Raw genomic sequence first — 14,535 nt, forward strand, 5'->3', positions numbered from 1 at the left:
GCAGCCGCGGCCCCGTGCCGCGGCTTGACCATCCGCTGGAGGATGCCATGCGACTCATCTCCATCATGCTGAACGGCGCCTGCGCCTGCCTGCTTGGCAGCAGCCTGCTGGCGCACGCCCAGGTCCAGACCGCAACCCACGGCGACGCCGTCGTCGATCCCGTCGCCGCCCAGCAACAGGCGCGCGAGATCGCCAAGGGTGACCCGGCGCGCTGGTACCGCGAGGACAAGACCCGCCAGGAACGGCTGCGCACCCTGCACAAGGAAATCGGGGCGGCGCTGCAGGAGGCCAGGAACGCCTGCAAGAAAGTCCCCGCTACCGAACGCAAGGCCTGCCTGCAGGAAGCGCGCGCCACCTACCAGCGCGACATGGCGCAAGCCAGCGCCCAGCTTGAAGCGCCGGCGCCCTGAGCGCCGCCCGCGCCCCCCACCGCAGAAACGGCCGCCCAGGGCCTGGTGCCATGGGCGGCAGTACGCCTGGGCTTCCAATTGCCCCGTCCGCAGCTGCCTCAGCGGTCCCGCCATAAAAAAACGGCGTGCAATCGATGATTGCAACGCCGCTCAAGCCCCACCATATTCTTCCGTCTGTCGCGCCTTGTCAGCCCAGTCCTTGCTGCTGCACGCGACGCTTGTTCATGTACCAGGCACCCACCCCAAGCAGGATGGCTGCGGCGCCCGCCTGTTTGCCGAGGCGGCGCTGGCGGATAAAGTTCAACAGCGCCAGTCCGTAGGGCATCAGGACCGATACGCTGGTGCCGGTCGGCTTCAGCAAGGCGTCGGCGCGTGCGCGCAAGGCCCAGGTGGCGTGATCGATCGCGCCGTGCAGCATCACCTCGGGACGCGCCGCGTGCCGGATCTGGGCCCGCGCATGGGCAACGCTGCTTCGGAAAAACTCGCCCTCGCGCAGCAGTTCCTGCTTGCGCTGCGCCGGATCCGCGCTGTGCTTGTGGCCGGCCAGTCCGGTCCGTTCATCTGCATTGTGCATGGTTCCCCTCTTTCGTGTCGCCGCCTAGAGCAGCATGTCGCGATCGTTCTTCAATTCGTTCATGGTCGCCGGCAGCGAGAGCTTGTCCTGTTTCAGCAGCGCCAGGCCCTTCGCCACCAGCACGCCGGTAATGACCAGGAACACGACGAACAGGATCAGCAGGATCTTCCAGCCCATCTCGTCCCAGGCCAGCGCGACAATGGTCGCGGTGCCGTAGGCGATGGTGAACCAGATGCCAAGGATGGCTGCCCCGAACAGGGCCACCAGTTCGATCACGTGCTTGCGCACCTCGGACAGCTCGAGCGCAGCCAGTTCCACCCGCGATACGACCAGGCCGAACAGGCTCTTCATGAGGGTGGACACCCCGCCCATCAGGCCAGGCGTATGCACCACGGTTTCGTCATTCTGCATGGCGGCCCCCGGTGCCGCTCATTGCTTGCGGCTGAGGAGGACGCCGAGCAGCACGCCGATGCCTGCGGCGACGGCCAGCGTCCGGTAGGGATTGTCCTTCACATAGATATCGGCCTCGTGCGCCAGCTCGCGGCCCTTTTCCAGCGCCTGGTCCTGGTAGCGGCTGGCGCGGCCCAGCGCGCGGTCCAGCAGCTCCATGCCGCGGCTGCGCAATTCCTCGGCCTTGTCGCCCGACAGCGCGGCGGCGGCGGTCAGCATCGACTGGGCGTCGCGCACCAGCGCCTTCAGGTCCGACGAGGCATCGGATGCGTGGCTGTCGAACTCGTAGCCGCGGGCCGTGGATTTGATGTTGCTGCGGGTGGTGTCTAGCATGGTCTACTCCGGTTTGTCGTGGTTGTTGAATGATGCCTGGCCTCAGGCCAGCAGGTCGCGCATGTCGTCGGCATGCTCTTCTTCGACGGCCATGATGTCGACCAGCAGTGCACGCGTGGTCGGATCCCGGTCGCCGATCGCCGCGATCATCTGGCGGTAGGATTCGATGGCGACGCGCTCGGCGATCAGGTCGGCGCGGACCATCGCCTGCACATCGTCCGAGTCGTCGTACTCGGCATGGCTGCGCGCGGTCAGCGTGGCCGGGTTGAAGTTCGGCGATCCGTTCAGCTGCACGATGCGCTCGGCGATGCGGTCGGCGTGGTCCTGCTCCTGCTGGGCGTGCTCGAGGAACTCGGCCTTGATATGGCCGGTATTCGGACCGCTCACGGTGTAGTAGTGCCGCTTGTAGCGCAGCACGCACAGCAGTTCGGTGGCGAGCGCATCGTTGAGCATCGCGATCACCGCTTCGCGGTCGGCCTGGTAGCCCTCGGTGACGGCGCCGTCGTCGAGATTGGCGGCGGCGCAGCGGATCGCCGCCACGTCGAAGCCATGGGCCAGCTTGTTGGTTTCTTCCATCTGTTACCTCGATACGTGGTTCGGTTGCGTGCGCGGGTGACGCCGGCCCGCTCAGCGCCCTGCCGAGCGCGGCGGAATCTGCGCGTTCTCGTTGGACAGCACGATCTCGACGCGACGGTTGAGCTGGCGGTTCGACGCCGTGTCGTTCGGCGCCACCGGGAAGGCTTCGCCATAGGCCTTCATGGCGATGCGATTACGCGGCACGCCCATCGAGCCGAGCGCCGAGGCCACCGCTTCGGCGCGGCGCTGCGACAGTTCCTGGTTGTACGAAGAGCTGCCGGTGCTATCCGTAAACCCTTCGACCAGCACGGTACGGTTCGGGTTCTGCGCCATCACGTCGGCCAGTTTGCGCAAGGTCGACATGCCGTTCGGCGTGAGCTCGGCCTTGTCGTGGGCGAACAGCACGTCGCCGATGGTCACCACATAGCCACGCTCGGTCTTGACGGCCTGCAGCTCGACCAGCAGCGCCTCCAGCACCGCGGCGCGCTGCGCCAGCGCGGCGTTCTGCTGCTGGGTGGCGGCGGCCTGCTGCTGGGCGGCCTGGGCCTGCATCTGGGCCTGGGCAGCGGCGGCCTGGGCCGCCTCGGCTTCGCGCTTGGCGCGATCGGCCTCGAGCGTACGCGCTTCCAGCCGCACCTGGTCGCGTTCGCGCGCCGCGTTCGCCATGTCGGCCTCGGCCGCCTTGGCGCGTGCCACCTCGACCGCGGTGGCGACGCGCTGCTTGGCCAGGTAGGCCAGGCGGTCCACATCGGCCACGGCTTCGCGCCGCGCCGCGGCGGCATTCGCCTGGTCGAGGGCCTCGCTGGCCTGCCTGAATTCCAGCGGCGCATATTGCGACACCTGCGGGTTGTTGTTGGCGGCCACGAAGTCGGCGCGCGCCTGGTCCAGCGTCGGCGTGCTCATCGGGGCAGTGGCGCAGGCGGTGGCCAGCACGGCGGCGGCCAGCAGCGACATCATCGAACGGTTTTTCATGCTTTTGTCCTTTTTTCCTGGGCGCCGCGCACGGCGGCGGTCAATGAAGGGAACTTCTTCTTGTCGCGACAAGCGCTGCTTATTGCGGAGTCGTGGTCGGGGCCGGCTGCGAGTTGGCGCGCTCGACCTCTTCGCGCAGCACGCGCAGGTCTTCGTTCAGCGCGTTCGATGCCGCGGTCGCCTTGGCCGAATTGGCTTTGCTCTGGGCCAGCTTGGCGTCGGCCTGGGCCTGGATCGCCAGTTCGCGCGCCAGCTTGTAGTCGCGCGCGGCCAGGGCCTGGTTCGCGCGCAGCATCTTCTCGCGCGCCACGGTGATCTCGGCCGGGGCCAGCTCGGCGGCGCCGGCCGACACGGCATTCTCGACCGCATTGCGCGACACTGCCACGTCGGCGGTCGCCGGCGCCTTTTGCGGACTGGCGCAGCCGGCCAGTACCAGCGCGCCTGCCAGCGCAGCTGCCGTCGTCAGGCTGCCCAGCATCCGGGTCATCGGGTGTTGTTGGTCCATCGCTGCTTCTCCTATTGTTGAGGAAATGTCCTTGGTAACGTTATAAACCTGTTATCTCCTGGTTTCGGTTCGCTGGCGCACATTGCTGGACCGGTGCCGGCCGGCGCACGGGCACAGGGTTAGGCAGCGCACATTGGCCGCGCCGTCCTTTGCGCTAAGCTGGACCGGAACAGTCACTACAATGAAAGTCCGCCATGGCCGAGACCGAAAAGCCGGCGGCGCAAGGCCATCATCCGTCGCGCCGCAACAAGATACTGCTGGGCATACTGGGCATCCTGGTGACGATCCCGGTGATCGCCATCATCTTCATCCTCACCTTCGACTGGAACCGGGCCCGTCCCTGGATCAACGCCAGGGTCAGCGAGGCGATCGAACGCCCGTTCGCCATTCGCGGCAAGCTCGACGTGGAATGGGAGCGCCCCGCGCGCACGATGGCGCCGTCAGAGCGCAGCTGGCGCGACCACATTCCATGGCCGCACCTGATCGCCAACGATACCCACATCGGCAACCCGGCCGGGCTGCCGGCCCGGGACGCGGGCAGCGCGCGCCAGTTCTCGTTCTCGCTCAACCCGTTTGCCCTGCTCTCGCGCACCATCCACATCCCGCTGTTGCGCTTCGACGGTCCGCGCATCGACCTGCTGCGCCTGGACGAAAAGCGCAACAACTGGACCTTCAAGCGCCAGGACAAGAAGTCCGGCTGGACCCTCGACCTCGACCGTGTGGTACTGACCGACGGCATCGTGCACTTGGAGGACGCGGTGACGAAGTCCGACGTCACCGCCCGCGTGCGCACCCTGGAGCGCGATGCCCGCTACGGCGTGGGCTGGACCCTGGACGGCAGCTACAACGGCGCGAAGGTGAGCGGTGGCGGCAAGGCCGGCGCGGTGCTCTCGCTCAAGCAGCAGTCGACCCCGTATCCGGTGCAGGCCGACATGCGTTCCGGCGCCACCCACATCGCGGTGGAAGGCACGGTCACCCGCCCCGCGAAGCTGGCGGCCATCGACCTGCGCCTCGAGCTGGCCGGCCCCAGCATGGACCAGCTGTATCACTTCACCGGCGTGGTGCTGCCGACCACCGGACCATTCTCGACCTCTGGCCGCCTGACCGGGACCCTGGGCGAAGAGAACAGCCGCTGGGTCTACGACGGCTTCAAGGGCAAGGTCGGCGCCTCCGACATCGGCGGGCGCCTCGAGTACACGACCGGCGCGCCGCGGCCCAAGCTGTCGGGCAAGGTCAGTTCGCGCCAGCTCGTGTTCGCCGACCTGGCACCCCTGATTGGCGCCGACTCGAACGCCGCCAAGAAACAGCGCAATGCCGACGTGCTGCAGCCCAGCGGCAAGGTGCTGCCGGTCGAGGAATTCAAGACCGAACGCTGGAACAAGCTCGATGCCGACGTGCGCTACTCGGCCGAACGCATCGTCCGGGATACGGCCTTCCCGATCAGCAAGCTGTCGACCCACCTCAAGATGAACAACGCGGTGCTCGACCTGGAGCCGCTCGAGTTCGCGATGGCAGGTGGCACGGTGCGTTCCAATATCCGCCTCGACGGCCGCGGGCGCGCAGGGCCGAAGGCGATCAAAGCCCAGGCCAAGGTCACCGCGCGCAAGATCGAGATCAAGAAGCTGTTCCCGAAGATCGAGCAACTGCAGGCGACGGTGGGCAGCATCAACGGCGACGCCAGCCTGAGCGCGCAAGGCAATTCCGTGGCCAGCCTGCTCGCCGGCGCCAACGGCGAACTGAAGACTCTGATCAACCAGGGACAGGTCAGCAAGATGCTGCTCGAGATGATGGGCCTGAACGTGGCCAACATCATCGTCACCAAGCTGTTCGGCGACAAGCAGGTGCAACTCAACTGCATGGCCACCGATTTCGACGTGCGCAACGGGGTGGCGCGCACGCGCTACTTCGTGGTCGACACCCAGGAAGCGCTGATCAACATCAGCGGCAGCATCAACCTGGCCAACGAGCAGATGGACCTGCGCATCGATCCGAAGACCAAGGGCCTGCGCCTGTTCTCGCTGCGCTCGCCGTTCTACGTGCGCGGGCCGTTCAGCCAGCCGGACGTCTCGGTCGACAAGGGCGTGCTGGCGATGAAGGCCGGCAGTGCCATTGCCCTCGCCGCGGTGGCACCGGTGGCGGCCCTGATCCCCCTGATCAATACCGGACCGGGCGAGGACAGCCACTGCGCGCGCCTGCTCGCGGAGTCGCGCGAGAAGCCGCGCGCCCCGCCGCCCGGCAAGACGCGCTGACGCCGGGGAGCGGAATTTACGCGCAATTGTGAGTTGTCGAACAGACCAGACCGATACGAAAACCCTATCCTGCATCCATGAACTCGACGAACACTGCCGCATGACGCGATTCAACCAGCAGCACCGTATCGCCAGCGCCGTGCTCGCCACCCTGCTCGCCACCCTGCTATCGGGCCAGCTTGCCGGATGTGCGGTGACGGAAAGCTTCAGTGTGGCGGCGAGTCCGGTCGACGATGCCGCCATCACTGCCAGTGTCAAGGCGGCCCTTGCCGGCGATCCGGCGCTGAAGGTTTCCGACCTTGGCGTCGAAACGGCGCAGGGCGTGGTGCGGCTGAGTGGATTTGTCAGCTCGGCAGACAGCGTCGCGGCAGCGGCCTCGGTTGCACGTACCGTCCAGGGCGTGAAATCGGTCAGGAATGATTTGCGATTGAAATAACCCACCGTTAAGGAGAATGACCATGAAAACCATCAAACAACTGGTAGTGACCGCAAGCCTGGCAACCGCCGCACTCGGCCTGGCCGGCTGCTCGGGCATGTCGCAACAGGACAAGAATACCGCCATCGGCGCTGGCGCCGGTGCGGTCATCGGTGGCGCCCTGACCGGCGGCAGCGCCGTGGGCACCGTGGGTGGCGCAGCGGTGGGTGGCGTCATCGGCAACCAGGTCAACAAGACCAACTGAGCACGACCAAGCGTTTTTTAATCCGACTCCGACACGAGAAGGCCTGGCATCCGCCAGGCCTTTTTGTTGGTGGGCCCGGCATGCGCTGCCGATGCCCGCCATCCGGGCTTACCGCAGCCCGGCCACCGTTTGGGCGCCGGCGTCCTTGACGATCGCGTAGCAGGTGCAGGAGGCAGCCGCCAGGCCGTCCGGATCGAGGATTTCGATATTGCCGCGGCTGTAGATGATCAGCCCCTGCTGCTGCAGCGCGCTGGCGGCCTTGGTGACGCCAACCCGGCGTACGCCGAGCGCATGGGCCAGGAACTCATGGGTGAGGTGGAATTTGTCCGATTGCAGCCGGTCACGGGTGATCAGCAGCGAGCGCGCCAGGCGCGCCTCCAGCACGTGAAAGCGGCTGCAGACGGCGATCTGGACCGCCTGCGCCAGCAAGGCTTCCGTGTAGCGGTACAGTACCCGCTGCAGCGAAGGGTTGCGCGCCGCCTCCGTGCGGAAGCGGGCGGCCTCCATCCGGCTGGCGCTGCCGGCGCGCTGGACCACCGCCCGCACCTGGGTGCTGTCGTGGTCCGGTGCCACGCTGGCGCCGACCATGCCCTCGCGCCCGACCTGGCCAACCTCGAGCGTCATGCGGCCTTCGGCCACGCCCATCAGCGAGACCAGGCAATCGTGGGGAAAGTACACGTGGCGCAGCGGTTCGCCTGCTTCGCACAGGACATCTCCGACCTCGACCGTGACCGGATCGAGCAGCGGCAGGATGGCTGCCAGTTCCTGCGGCGCCAGCGCGGCCAGCAAGAGGTTGCTGTTGTGTTCGACGATGGGCGGCGGTACGGCAAAGTTCATCGGATTCTCGCGTGGTGACTGCATGGCGCAAACCGTCTGGCGGATACATTTGCAAACAATTTAGGTCAGCGTAACCCCTGCCCTCCGCATGGGTATGTACGGTGACGCACGGAACCGCCTGTTGTTCCTGAGGACAATCCGAACATGCAAGGAGCACCCGTGCCGGGCACGGACGGGCCCGACAAGACAAGCCGAAAAGGACGCACCATGACTACCTCCCCTACTTCGTCCCCGCGTGGACGCATGCACCCGCTGATGATGCTGGCCGCCCTGGCGGTCCTGCTGTTCTGCCTGGTCGGCACCGCGGCCATCCTGGGCTGGATCCCCGCGTCGGTGGGCAGCACCGGCGAGCGCCAGCTGAGTGAATCCGAGCGCCTGGCGCTAGCCTCCACCCTGCCCCAGGGTCCGCAGCCGGCGCCGGCCCTGGCCGTGCCGGGCCAGCAGCTGGCCCCGGGCTACACCGAACCGGCCGCCTATCCTGCGCAGCCGACCCAGCCAGCCCCGGCGGCGCAGGCCTACGCGCCGGCCACCTATCTGGCGCCGGCCGCAGCCGCGGCCGCCACGGTCCACGACAGGCCAGCCGCCAAACCCGCCAGCAAGCCGGTACAGGTCGCCGCCGCGGACAGCGAGCGCAACTGGTGTTCGAACTGCGGCAACGTGGAATCGGTACGCACCATCAAGCAGCGCGCCCAGGGCAGCGGCCTGGGTGCGGCCGGCGGCGCCGTCATCGGGGGCCTGCTGGGCAACCAGGTCGGCGGCGGCAGCGGCCGCACTCTTGCAACCGCGGCCGGCGCGATCGGCGGCGCGGTGGTCGGCAACCAGGTCGAGGGCAACATGAAGGCCACGACCAGCTACGAAATCAAGGTGCGCCTCGACGATGGCAGCGTGCGCACTTTCCGCCAGAGCAAGGCGCCCCAGTGGCGCAGCGGCGACCGGGTTCGCATCGTCAAGGGCCGCCTGCGCGCCGTGAGCTGAGCCCGGCTCAGCCGCCGCCCGGTATGCCAGGGAGAGTCACCGCTAGGTGCCTCTCCCTTATTTTTGCGTAGCAACTTTCTTAAATGCAATGTGCGGCAGCGCACGGAACAATGGATGAGCTCACCCGACAATGGCTTCACGCGGATAGTGCGTGCGGTGCTAGAGCAACCATTGAACAGGGGAACGCATCATGAACAGCATGGCATGGATCGGCATCATCGTATGGGGAATGATCGTGGCGGCATTCGGACTGCTCTCGGCCCATCCGCCGGGCGAAGCGGCTGCCGGCGGGCTGCAGGCACAGGACGTGGTCTTCCTGGTGGCGGGCGGCCTGCTGACCTGCCTGATTGGGATCACGGGACTGCTCGGCTTCATGGGCTGGATTCCCGGCTTGCGTAAAGACAAAGCTTGCACCTGATTCACGCTTCCGTACGCCATCGTACAGAGGGCGGCCAGCGGCGGCAGGATACTGGAACCACGACGCCGAAGCGCGTGATTCAAGTAAAGGAGCAGCATCATGCTATACACCATTGCCGTCATCCTGATCGTCCTGTGGCTGCTGGGCCTGGTAACTTCCTATACCATCGGCGGCTTCATCCACATCCTGCTGGTCGTCGCCGTCATCATGATCCTGGTGCGCCTGATCAGTGGACGGGGCATCTAGCCGCGCGCTACCATTCGCCCCCAATCCGTTTCGCAGTCTTGCCCGGGACGGGCTTGAGCGCGAAGCGGATTTTTTATTCAAGGAGAACATGATGCATACTAAACTGACGAAATCCGTACTGGCCGCAGCCCTCGTGGCCCTGACCGCCACCGGCTGCGCCGACATGAGCCCGACCCAGCGCGGCACCGCGCAGGGCGCCGGCATCGGCGCCGGCCTGGGCGCCGTGATCGGCGCCACCACCAGCGGCGGCGGCAGTGGTCGCGCCACCCGCGGCGCCGTCATCGGCGGCGCCCTGGGTGCGGTCGCCGGCAACATCTGGTCGAAGCGGATGGAAGCCCAGAAACAGGCCATGGAACAGGCCACCCGCGGCACCGGGGTGCAGGTCAGCCAGACGGCCGACAACCGCCTCAAGCTCGAGATTCCGAGCGACGTCTCGTTCGATACCGGACGCTCGGACATCAAGCCGAACTTCCAGCCGGTGCTCGACCGATTCGCCAGCACCCTGAACGAGAACCCGGCCACCACCGTGATCATCATCGGCCACACCGACAGCACCGGCACGCCGGAAATCAACCAGCCGCTGTCGGTCGACCGCGCAGCCCGTACCCGCGACTACCTGGCGGGACGCGGCGTGAGCCCGTCGCGCATCACCATCGAAGGCCGCGGCGAACGCGAGCCGATCGCCTCAAACAACGATGCCGCCAGCCGCGCGCGCAACCGCCGCGTCGAGATCTACGTCGCCGAACGCGGCTAAGCGAAGTGGCGCGCAGGCATGCGCGCCGCAAGCCACCAAGGGCCGACGCTGTCGGCCCTTGTTCCGTGCAGGAAGTCAGCTGGCGTCGGTGAATGCCAGGTAGAGCTCGCGCGCACGACGCGCCACCGGACCGGCTTCCAGCACCCGCTCCTCGTAGCGGGTGCAGGGCGTGACCTTGCCAAAGTTACCGGTGCTGAAGATTTCGCGTGCCGACAGCAGTTCGGCCGGCGCCACGCTGCGCTCCTCGACCCGTACGCCCTCCCCCGCCAGCAGCGCGATCACGCGCGCCCGCGTGATACCGGCCAGGAAAGTGCCATTCAGCCGGGGCGTCACCACGGCGCCATCGGCGCTTACCAGGAACAGGTTCGATGTGGCGAACTCGGCCACGTTGCCATCGGCATCCAGCATGATGGCCTGGTCGAAGCCGCGCGCTTTTGCCTCGCGCATCGCGCGCGTCGAGTTGGCATACAGGGCCGAGGCCTTGGCATCGGTCGGCGCCATGCTCGGCTGCGGACGCAGCAGCGTCGACAGGCAGGCCGAGAAGCCGCTGAATGGCGGCAGCGGCGCGTCGAAGATGGTCAGCGCGAAGCGGCTGGCCTCGGCGACCGGGATCAGGAAGCCGTCGGTACCGAACACGAGCGGACGGATGTAGAGTTCCGCATCGGCGGGAAACTTTGCTACGCCTTCGCGCACCAGCGCCTCCATCTCATCCACGTCCAGGGGACAGCGCAGGCCCAGCTTCTCGCTCGAGGCAATCACGCGCTCCAGGTGCGGACGCAGGTCGGGCAAGTGGCCGCGCAGGGCGCGGGCGCCGTCGAATACCGAGGAACCCAGCCACAGGCTGTGGTCCATCGCCCCATACAGTGGGATATTGCCTTCGCTCCAGCGGCCATCGAAATAGGTCAGGTACATGCTTGTCTCACGGTGACATCGGCCCGCCAGTGTACCGCTTTCAGGAAGGCCATTGTTCGGTGGCGAACCATGTGGCATCGATGCCTCGCGTACACTACGGTTTTATAAGATCAACTGCCCATGCTTGCCATTCTCGAACGGATCCATCCTGACAGCGACCGGATCGACCTGCTGGTCGACCTGGTCGATTGCCTGCGCCCGCGTCATCGCTGGGTCTGGCAAAAGGAGGACGATCCGGCGCGGCAGGTGCGCACCCTGACCCAACTGCTCAAGGGCAATCCGTCGCAGGCCTGGGCCCTGCGGCGCTACCTCACCACCCTGCTCGAGCAGCGCCGCCATACCAGCCTGTACAGCGATATCGGGATCCTGTCCAACGATGGCTTCGTCACCGAACTGAAGCGCCGCATCAGCTACCGTTTCCTGCCGCCCGCGTTCAACGACCTCTACCTGTCCGACGCGCTCAACCAGGTGCTATACGACGAGGACGACCACGCCTGGATCCGCGCGGTGCCGAACAGCGACTGGATGGTGCTGTTCGATGTCATCGCCAACGCGCCGCCGCCCCAGGACGCGGCTCCGGACCGGGCCCGCTACGTCACCCTGATGGGCCTGCTCGACGCGATCCGTACCCTGTCCTGCCGCATCTGCGCCCTTGGGCTGGAGCCGCGCCTGGTCCACAGCTACGGCGAGATCGAGGAATTCGACTCGCCCTTTCTGATGCAGAACATCGAGGTCAACCACTACCTGGACGAATACGCGCGCTACCTCGACGGCAAGATCGCGCAGCCGGAACCGGCCCGCCACCTGCTGGTGATGCTCGACCAGTGCGAGGCGGTGGTGCTGCGGATCCGGCGTAGCGCATTGGCCAGCGGCACCAGCGTGGCCCTGACCTATCTGCTGGTGGCCCTGCACCAGAGCATCGACCGCCTGCACAAGCTGCTCTACCTGGTGGATGTCAGCGGCGAGCTGCCGAGTGCGCCCACGGTCGACCTGCAGGAAGTGGCCAACCGCAGCGCCAATCCGGGCAGTCCGGCGGCCAGCGCGCGGCGCCTGGCGGCGATCGCCCTGGCCGAGGAATTGATCGAAGCACACAACACGAAATACCAGGTACGCGGCCTGCTGCGCGACAACGTCGACCTGCTGGCCCGCAACGTCACCGAGAACGCCAGCCGCACCGGCGAGCACTACATCGCCGAAACCCGGCGCGACCTGCGCCACATGCTGGTGGCGGCCTCGGGTGCCGGCTTCATCGTCGGCTTCATGGCGATGTTCAAGATCATGCTGGGCTACCTGCGCACCGCACCCCTGGTCGAGGCCTTTTTGTTCAGCATGAATTACTCGCTGGGCTTCATCCTCATCTACGTCCTGCATTTCACGGTGGCCACCAAGCAGCCGGCCATGACCGCCCAGCACATCGCAGCCTCGCTGCACAAGGCCGACAACGGGCGCGGGCTGGATGTCGATAGCCTGGCAGATCTTGTCACCAAGGTATTCCGTACCCAGATAGTAGCTGTGCTCGGCAACGTGCTGCTGGCCTTCCCGGTGGCCTGGGCGATCGCGGTGGGCTACAAGGCCATCAACGGCAACCACATCGTCGATCCGGCCAAGGCCCACCACCTGCTGGCCGACGTCGATCCGCTGCACAGCCTGGCCCTGTTCTACGCGGGGATCGCCGGCATCTGGCTGTTCGTGGCGGGACTGATTTCCGGCTACTACGACAACAAGGCGCTGTATACCCGCATGGGGCAGCGTGTGCGCCAGCTGCGGCGCCTGCGCCGCCTGCTCGGCGAAGAACGCCTGGGCCGTTTTGCCGACTATATCGAGGACAACCTGGGTGGCCTGATGGGTAATTTCTTCTTCGGCATCATGCTGGGCATGACGGGCACCGTCGGCTACCTGCTCGGCCTGCCGCTCGATATCCGTCACGTCACCTTCTCCACCGCCAACCTGGCCACGGCCCTCGTCGGCCTCGACTATGCGCTGCCGCTGGAAGACGTCGCCATCGCCGGCGCCGGCGTGCTGCTGATCGGCGCCGTCAACCTCCTGGTCAGCTTCGGCCTGGCGCTGTGGGTGGCGATGCGCGCCCGCAAGATCCGCTTCAAGCGCGGCATCCTGCTGGTGCAGGCGCTGGGGCGCCGCATGCTGGCCTCGCCCATCGATTTCTTCCTCGGCCCGAAGACCCGTCCTCCCACCCCCGTCCAGGACGACCCTAGCAGCGAACTCATCGTGAAGGACACGAAATGAAGAACAAGCGCCTGAGTACTTTCCTGGCCTTCCTGGCCTTTGTCTGCGTGGTCGCCTCATGCAAGAGCCTGCCCGATGCCGGCGACCTGCCGGACAGCCCGCACAAGGCGGTGCCGACGGTGGCCACGCCGCGCGGCATGCTGCAGCCGAAGCAGGCGGCCCAGCTGCTGGCCAAGCGCTGGGCGAATGCCTCGCCCGACCTGAAGCAGCTGGCGCTGCTGGAGGAGCAGGCCACCGGCGCCCCGCTCATCCCCGGCAACAAGGTCACCCTGCTGTTCGACGGACCGGCCACCATGCGCGAGATGATGGCGGCCGCGCGCGAGGCGAAGTCCTCGATCAACCTGGAAACCTATATCTTCGACCGCGATCCGATCGGCCTGCAGTTCGCCGAACTGCTGGCGGAAAAGCGGCGCCAGGGCGTGATCGTCAACATCATCGCCGACGGCGTCGGCACCCTGGCCACGCCCAAGGAATTCTTCGAGCGCATGCGCGCCGCCGGAATCAATGTCCTCATCTTCAATCCGGTCGATCCGACCAAGCGCCCCGGCAAGTGGCAGCTGAACAACCGCGACCACCGCAAGATCATGGTGGTCGACGGCCGGGTCGGTTTTACTGGCGGCATCAACATCAGCGAGACCTATGCCAACAGCTCGCTGTTCCGTTCGCGCAAGAAGCCGGAGACGGTGGACAGCGAGCAGGTGGGCTGGCGCGACACCCACATCCGCATCGAAGGCCCGGCCGTGGCCGCGCTGCAGTACGCCTTCATCGACAACTGGGTTCGCCAGGATGCCGGCGACCTGCCGCAGGCCGACTACTTCCCGCGCCTGGCCCCGGCTGGCGACAAGGTGATGCGGGTGCTGGCCACCACGCCGGACCGCGATTCCGAAATCTATAAATCGCTGATGGTGGCGATGAACGAGGCCAAGAAGTCGATCCACATCACCTCCGCCTACTTCGTGCCGGACCAGCAGATCGTCGATTCGCTGAAGGCGGCGGCGCAGCGCGGCGTCGACGTCAAGCTGGTCCTGCCGGGGGTGTCGGACCACGACCTGATCAAGCACGCCGGGCAGGCCTTCTATGACGAACTGCTCCAGGGCGGGGTCAAGATCTACCAGCTGCAGGTGGCCGTGCTGCACGCCAAGACAGCCGTGATCGACGGCATCTGGTCGACCATCGGCTCGGCCAACATCGACCGCCGCAGCTTCATCCACAACTACGAGCTGAACGTGGTGGTGCTGGACCCGGCGTTCGGCCAGGACATGGAAAACGCCTTCAACGAGGACCTGCGCAGCTCGAAGCAAGTGACGCTGGAACAGTGGCGCGACCGGCCCTGGAAGGACCGGCTCCGCGAATTCATGGGCCGCCTGGCCGAATACTGGATCTAGGCCGGCTCCCCTGCG

18 protein-coding genes are annotated in these 14,535 nt (G+C 66.5%); 10 read left to right on the forward strand and 8 right to left on the reverse strand.

Annotated elements, in window-relative coordinates; all coding sequences use genetic code 11:
• Positions 1 to 47 precede the first annotated feature (47 nt).
• Positions 48 to 410 carry a hypothetical protein gene (locus LE190_RS11780; RefSeq protein ID WP_225238863.1) on the forward strand — a complete coding sequence of 121 codons (363 nt, stop codon included), beginning with the start codon at positions 48 to 50 and terminating at the stop codon, positions 408 to 410.
• A gap of 187 nt (positions 411 to 597) precedes the next feature.
• On the opposite strand, the gene LE190_RS11785 is transcribed toward LE190_RS11780, so the two are convergent.
• The 6 genes from LE190_RS11785 to LE190_RS11810 form a co-directional block, all read right to left on the reverse strand.
• Positions 598 to 984 (reverse strand): hypothetical protein, encoded by a 387-nt coding sequence (locus LE190_RS11785; RefSeq protein ID WP_225238864.1) that lies wholly within the window; start codon positions 982 to 984, stop codon positions 598 to 600.
• A gap of 24 nt (positions 985 to 1,008) precedes the next feature.
• A complete protein-coding gene (locus LE190_RS11790) occupies positions 1,009 to 1,395 on the reverse strand; it encodes a phage holin family protein (RefSeq protein WP_225238865.1) in 387 nt (128 codons plus the stop codon).
• 18 nt (positions 1,396 to 1,413) lie between these two features.
• Positions 1,414 to 1,767: an ElaB/YgaM/YqjD family protein gene (locus LE190_RS11795; protein ID WP_225238866.1), complete on the reverse strand. Its 354-nt coding sequence runs from the start codon at positions 1,765 to 1,767 to the stop codon at positions 1,414 to 1,416.
• A 42-nt stretch (positions 1,768 to 1,809) separates the two neighbouring features.
• Entirely contained in the window at positions 1,810 to 2,343 is a 534-nt protein-coding gene (locus LE190_RS11800) for a ferritin-like domain-containing protein (RefSeq protein WP_225238867.1), read from the reverse strand.
• A 51-nt stretch (positions 2,344 to 2,394) separates the two neighbouring features.
• On the reverse strand, positions 2,395 to 3,315 hold the full coding sequence (locus tag LE190_RS11805; RefSeq protein ID WP_225238868.1) for an OmpA family protein: 921 nt from the start codon (positions 3,313 to 3,315) through the stop codon (positions 2,395 to 2,397).
• A 79-nt stretch (positions 3,316 to 3,394) separates the two neighbouring features.
• Positions 3,395 to 3,820 (reverse strand): DUF4398 domain-containing protein, encoded by a 426-nt coding sequence (locus LE190_RS11810; protein ID WP_225238869.1) that lies wholly within the window; start codon positions 3,818 to 3,820, stop codon positions 3,395 to 3,397.
• 194 nt (positions 3,821 to 4,014) lie between these two features.
• Between LE190_RS11810 and LE190_RS11815 the strand changes: the two genes are divergently transcribed.
• The 3 genes from LE190_RS11815 to LE190_RS11825 all read left to right on the forward strand — a co-directional run bounded on the left by LE190_RS11815 (position 4,015) and on the right by LE190_RS11825 (position 6,749).
• Positions 4,015 to 6,069, forward strand: coding sequence for an AsmA family protein (locus LE190_RS11815; protein ID WP_225238870.1), 2,055 nt, complete (start codon positions 4,015 to 4,017; stop codon positions 6,067 to 6,069).
• 100 nt (positions 6,070 to 6,169) lie between these two features.
• A complete protein-coding gene (locus LE190_RS11820) occupies positions 6,170 to 6,505 on the forward strand; it encodes a BON domain-containing protein (protein WP_225238871.1) in 336 nt (111 codons plus the stop codon).
• A gap of 22 nt (positions 6,506 to 6,527) precedes the next feature.
• On the forward strand, positions 6,528 to 6,749 hold the full coding sequence (locus tag LE190_RS11825; RefSeq protein WP_224945809.1) for a YMGG-like glycine zipper-containing protein: 222 nt from the start codon (positions 6,528 to 6,530) through the stop codon (positions 6,747 to 6,749).
• A gap of 108 nt (positions 6,750 to 6,857) precedes the next feature.
• Here the strand turns inward: LE190_RS11825 and LE190_RS11830 are convergent, their stop codons facing one another.
• A complete protein-coding gene (locus tag LE190_RS11830; RefSeq protein WP_225238872.1) occupies positions 6,858 to 7,586 on the reverse strand; it encodes a Crp/Fnr family transcriptional regulator in 729 nt (242 codons plus the stop codon).
• A gap of 207 nt (positions 7,587 to 7,793) precedes the next feature.
• Between LE190_RS11830 and LE190_RS11835 the strand changes: the two genes are divergently transcribed.
• The 4 genes from LE190_RS11835 (at position 7,794) to LE190_RS11850 (ending at position 9,979) form a co-directional block, all read left to right on the forward strand.
• Entirely contained in the window at positions 7,794 to 8,561 is a 768-nt protein-coding gene (locus tag LE190_RS11835; protein ID WP_225238873.1) for an outer membrane lipoprotein, read from the forward strand.
• A 190-nt stretch (positions 8,562 to 8,751) separates the two neighbouring features.
• Positions 8,752 to 8,979 (forward strand): hypothetical protein, encoded by a 228-nt coding sequence (locus LE190_RS11840; RefSeq protein WP_225238874.1) that lies wholly within the window; start codon positions 8,752 to 8,754, stop codon positions 8,977 to 8,979.
• Between the two features lie 99 nt (positions 8,980 to 9,078).
• Complete coding sequence (locus LE190_RS11845) at positions 9,079 to 9,225, forward strand: lmo0937 family membrane protein (protein WP_020652694.1); 147 nt, start codon at positions 9,079 to 9,081, stop codon at positions 9,223 to 9,225.
• Positions 9,226 to 9,316: 91 nt separating this feature from the next.
• A complete protein-coding gene (locus tag LE190_RS11850) occupies positions 9,317 to 9,979 on the forward strand; it encodes a YiaD family glycine zipper/OmpA-like lipoprotein (protein ID WP_224945837.1) in 663 nt (220 codons plus the stop codon).
• Between the two features lie 75 nt (positions 9,980 to 10,054).
• Here LE190_RS11850 and LE190_RS11855 read toward each other — a convergent pair whose 3' ends face one another.
• Positions 10,055 to 10,891, reverse strand: coding sequence for a branched-chain amino acid aminotransferase (locus tag LE190_RS11855; protein WP_225238875.1), 837 nt, complete (start codon positions 10,889 to 10,891; stop codon positions 10,055 to 10,057).
• A 120-nt stretch (positions 10,892 to 11,011) separates the two neighbouring features.
• Here LE190_RS11855 and LE190_RS11860 point away from each other — a divergent pair, with 120 nt between their 5' ends.
• Together LE190_RS11860 and cls are read left to right on the forward strand one after the other, a co-directional pair.
• Entirely contained in the window at positions 11,012 to 13,135 is a 2,124-nt protein-coding gene (locus LE190_RS11860; RefSeq protein WP_225238876.1) for a site-specific recombinase, read from the forward strand.
• Complete coding sequence (cls, locus tag LE190_RS11865) at positions 13,132 to 14,520, forward strand: cardiolipin synthase (RefSeq protein WP_225238877.1); 1,389 nt, start codon at positions 13,132 to 13,134, stop codon at positions 14,518 to 14,520. Before LE190_RS11860 ends, cls begins: the two co-directional genes overlap by 4 nt.
• Positions 14,521 to 14,535 lie beyond the last annotated feature (15 nt).

The organism is Massilia hydrophila (assembly GCF_020208145.1).
GTDB lineage: Bacteria > Pseudomonadota > Gammaproteobacteria > Burkholderiales > Burkholderiaceae_D > Telluria > Telluria hydrophila.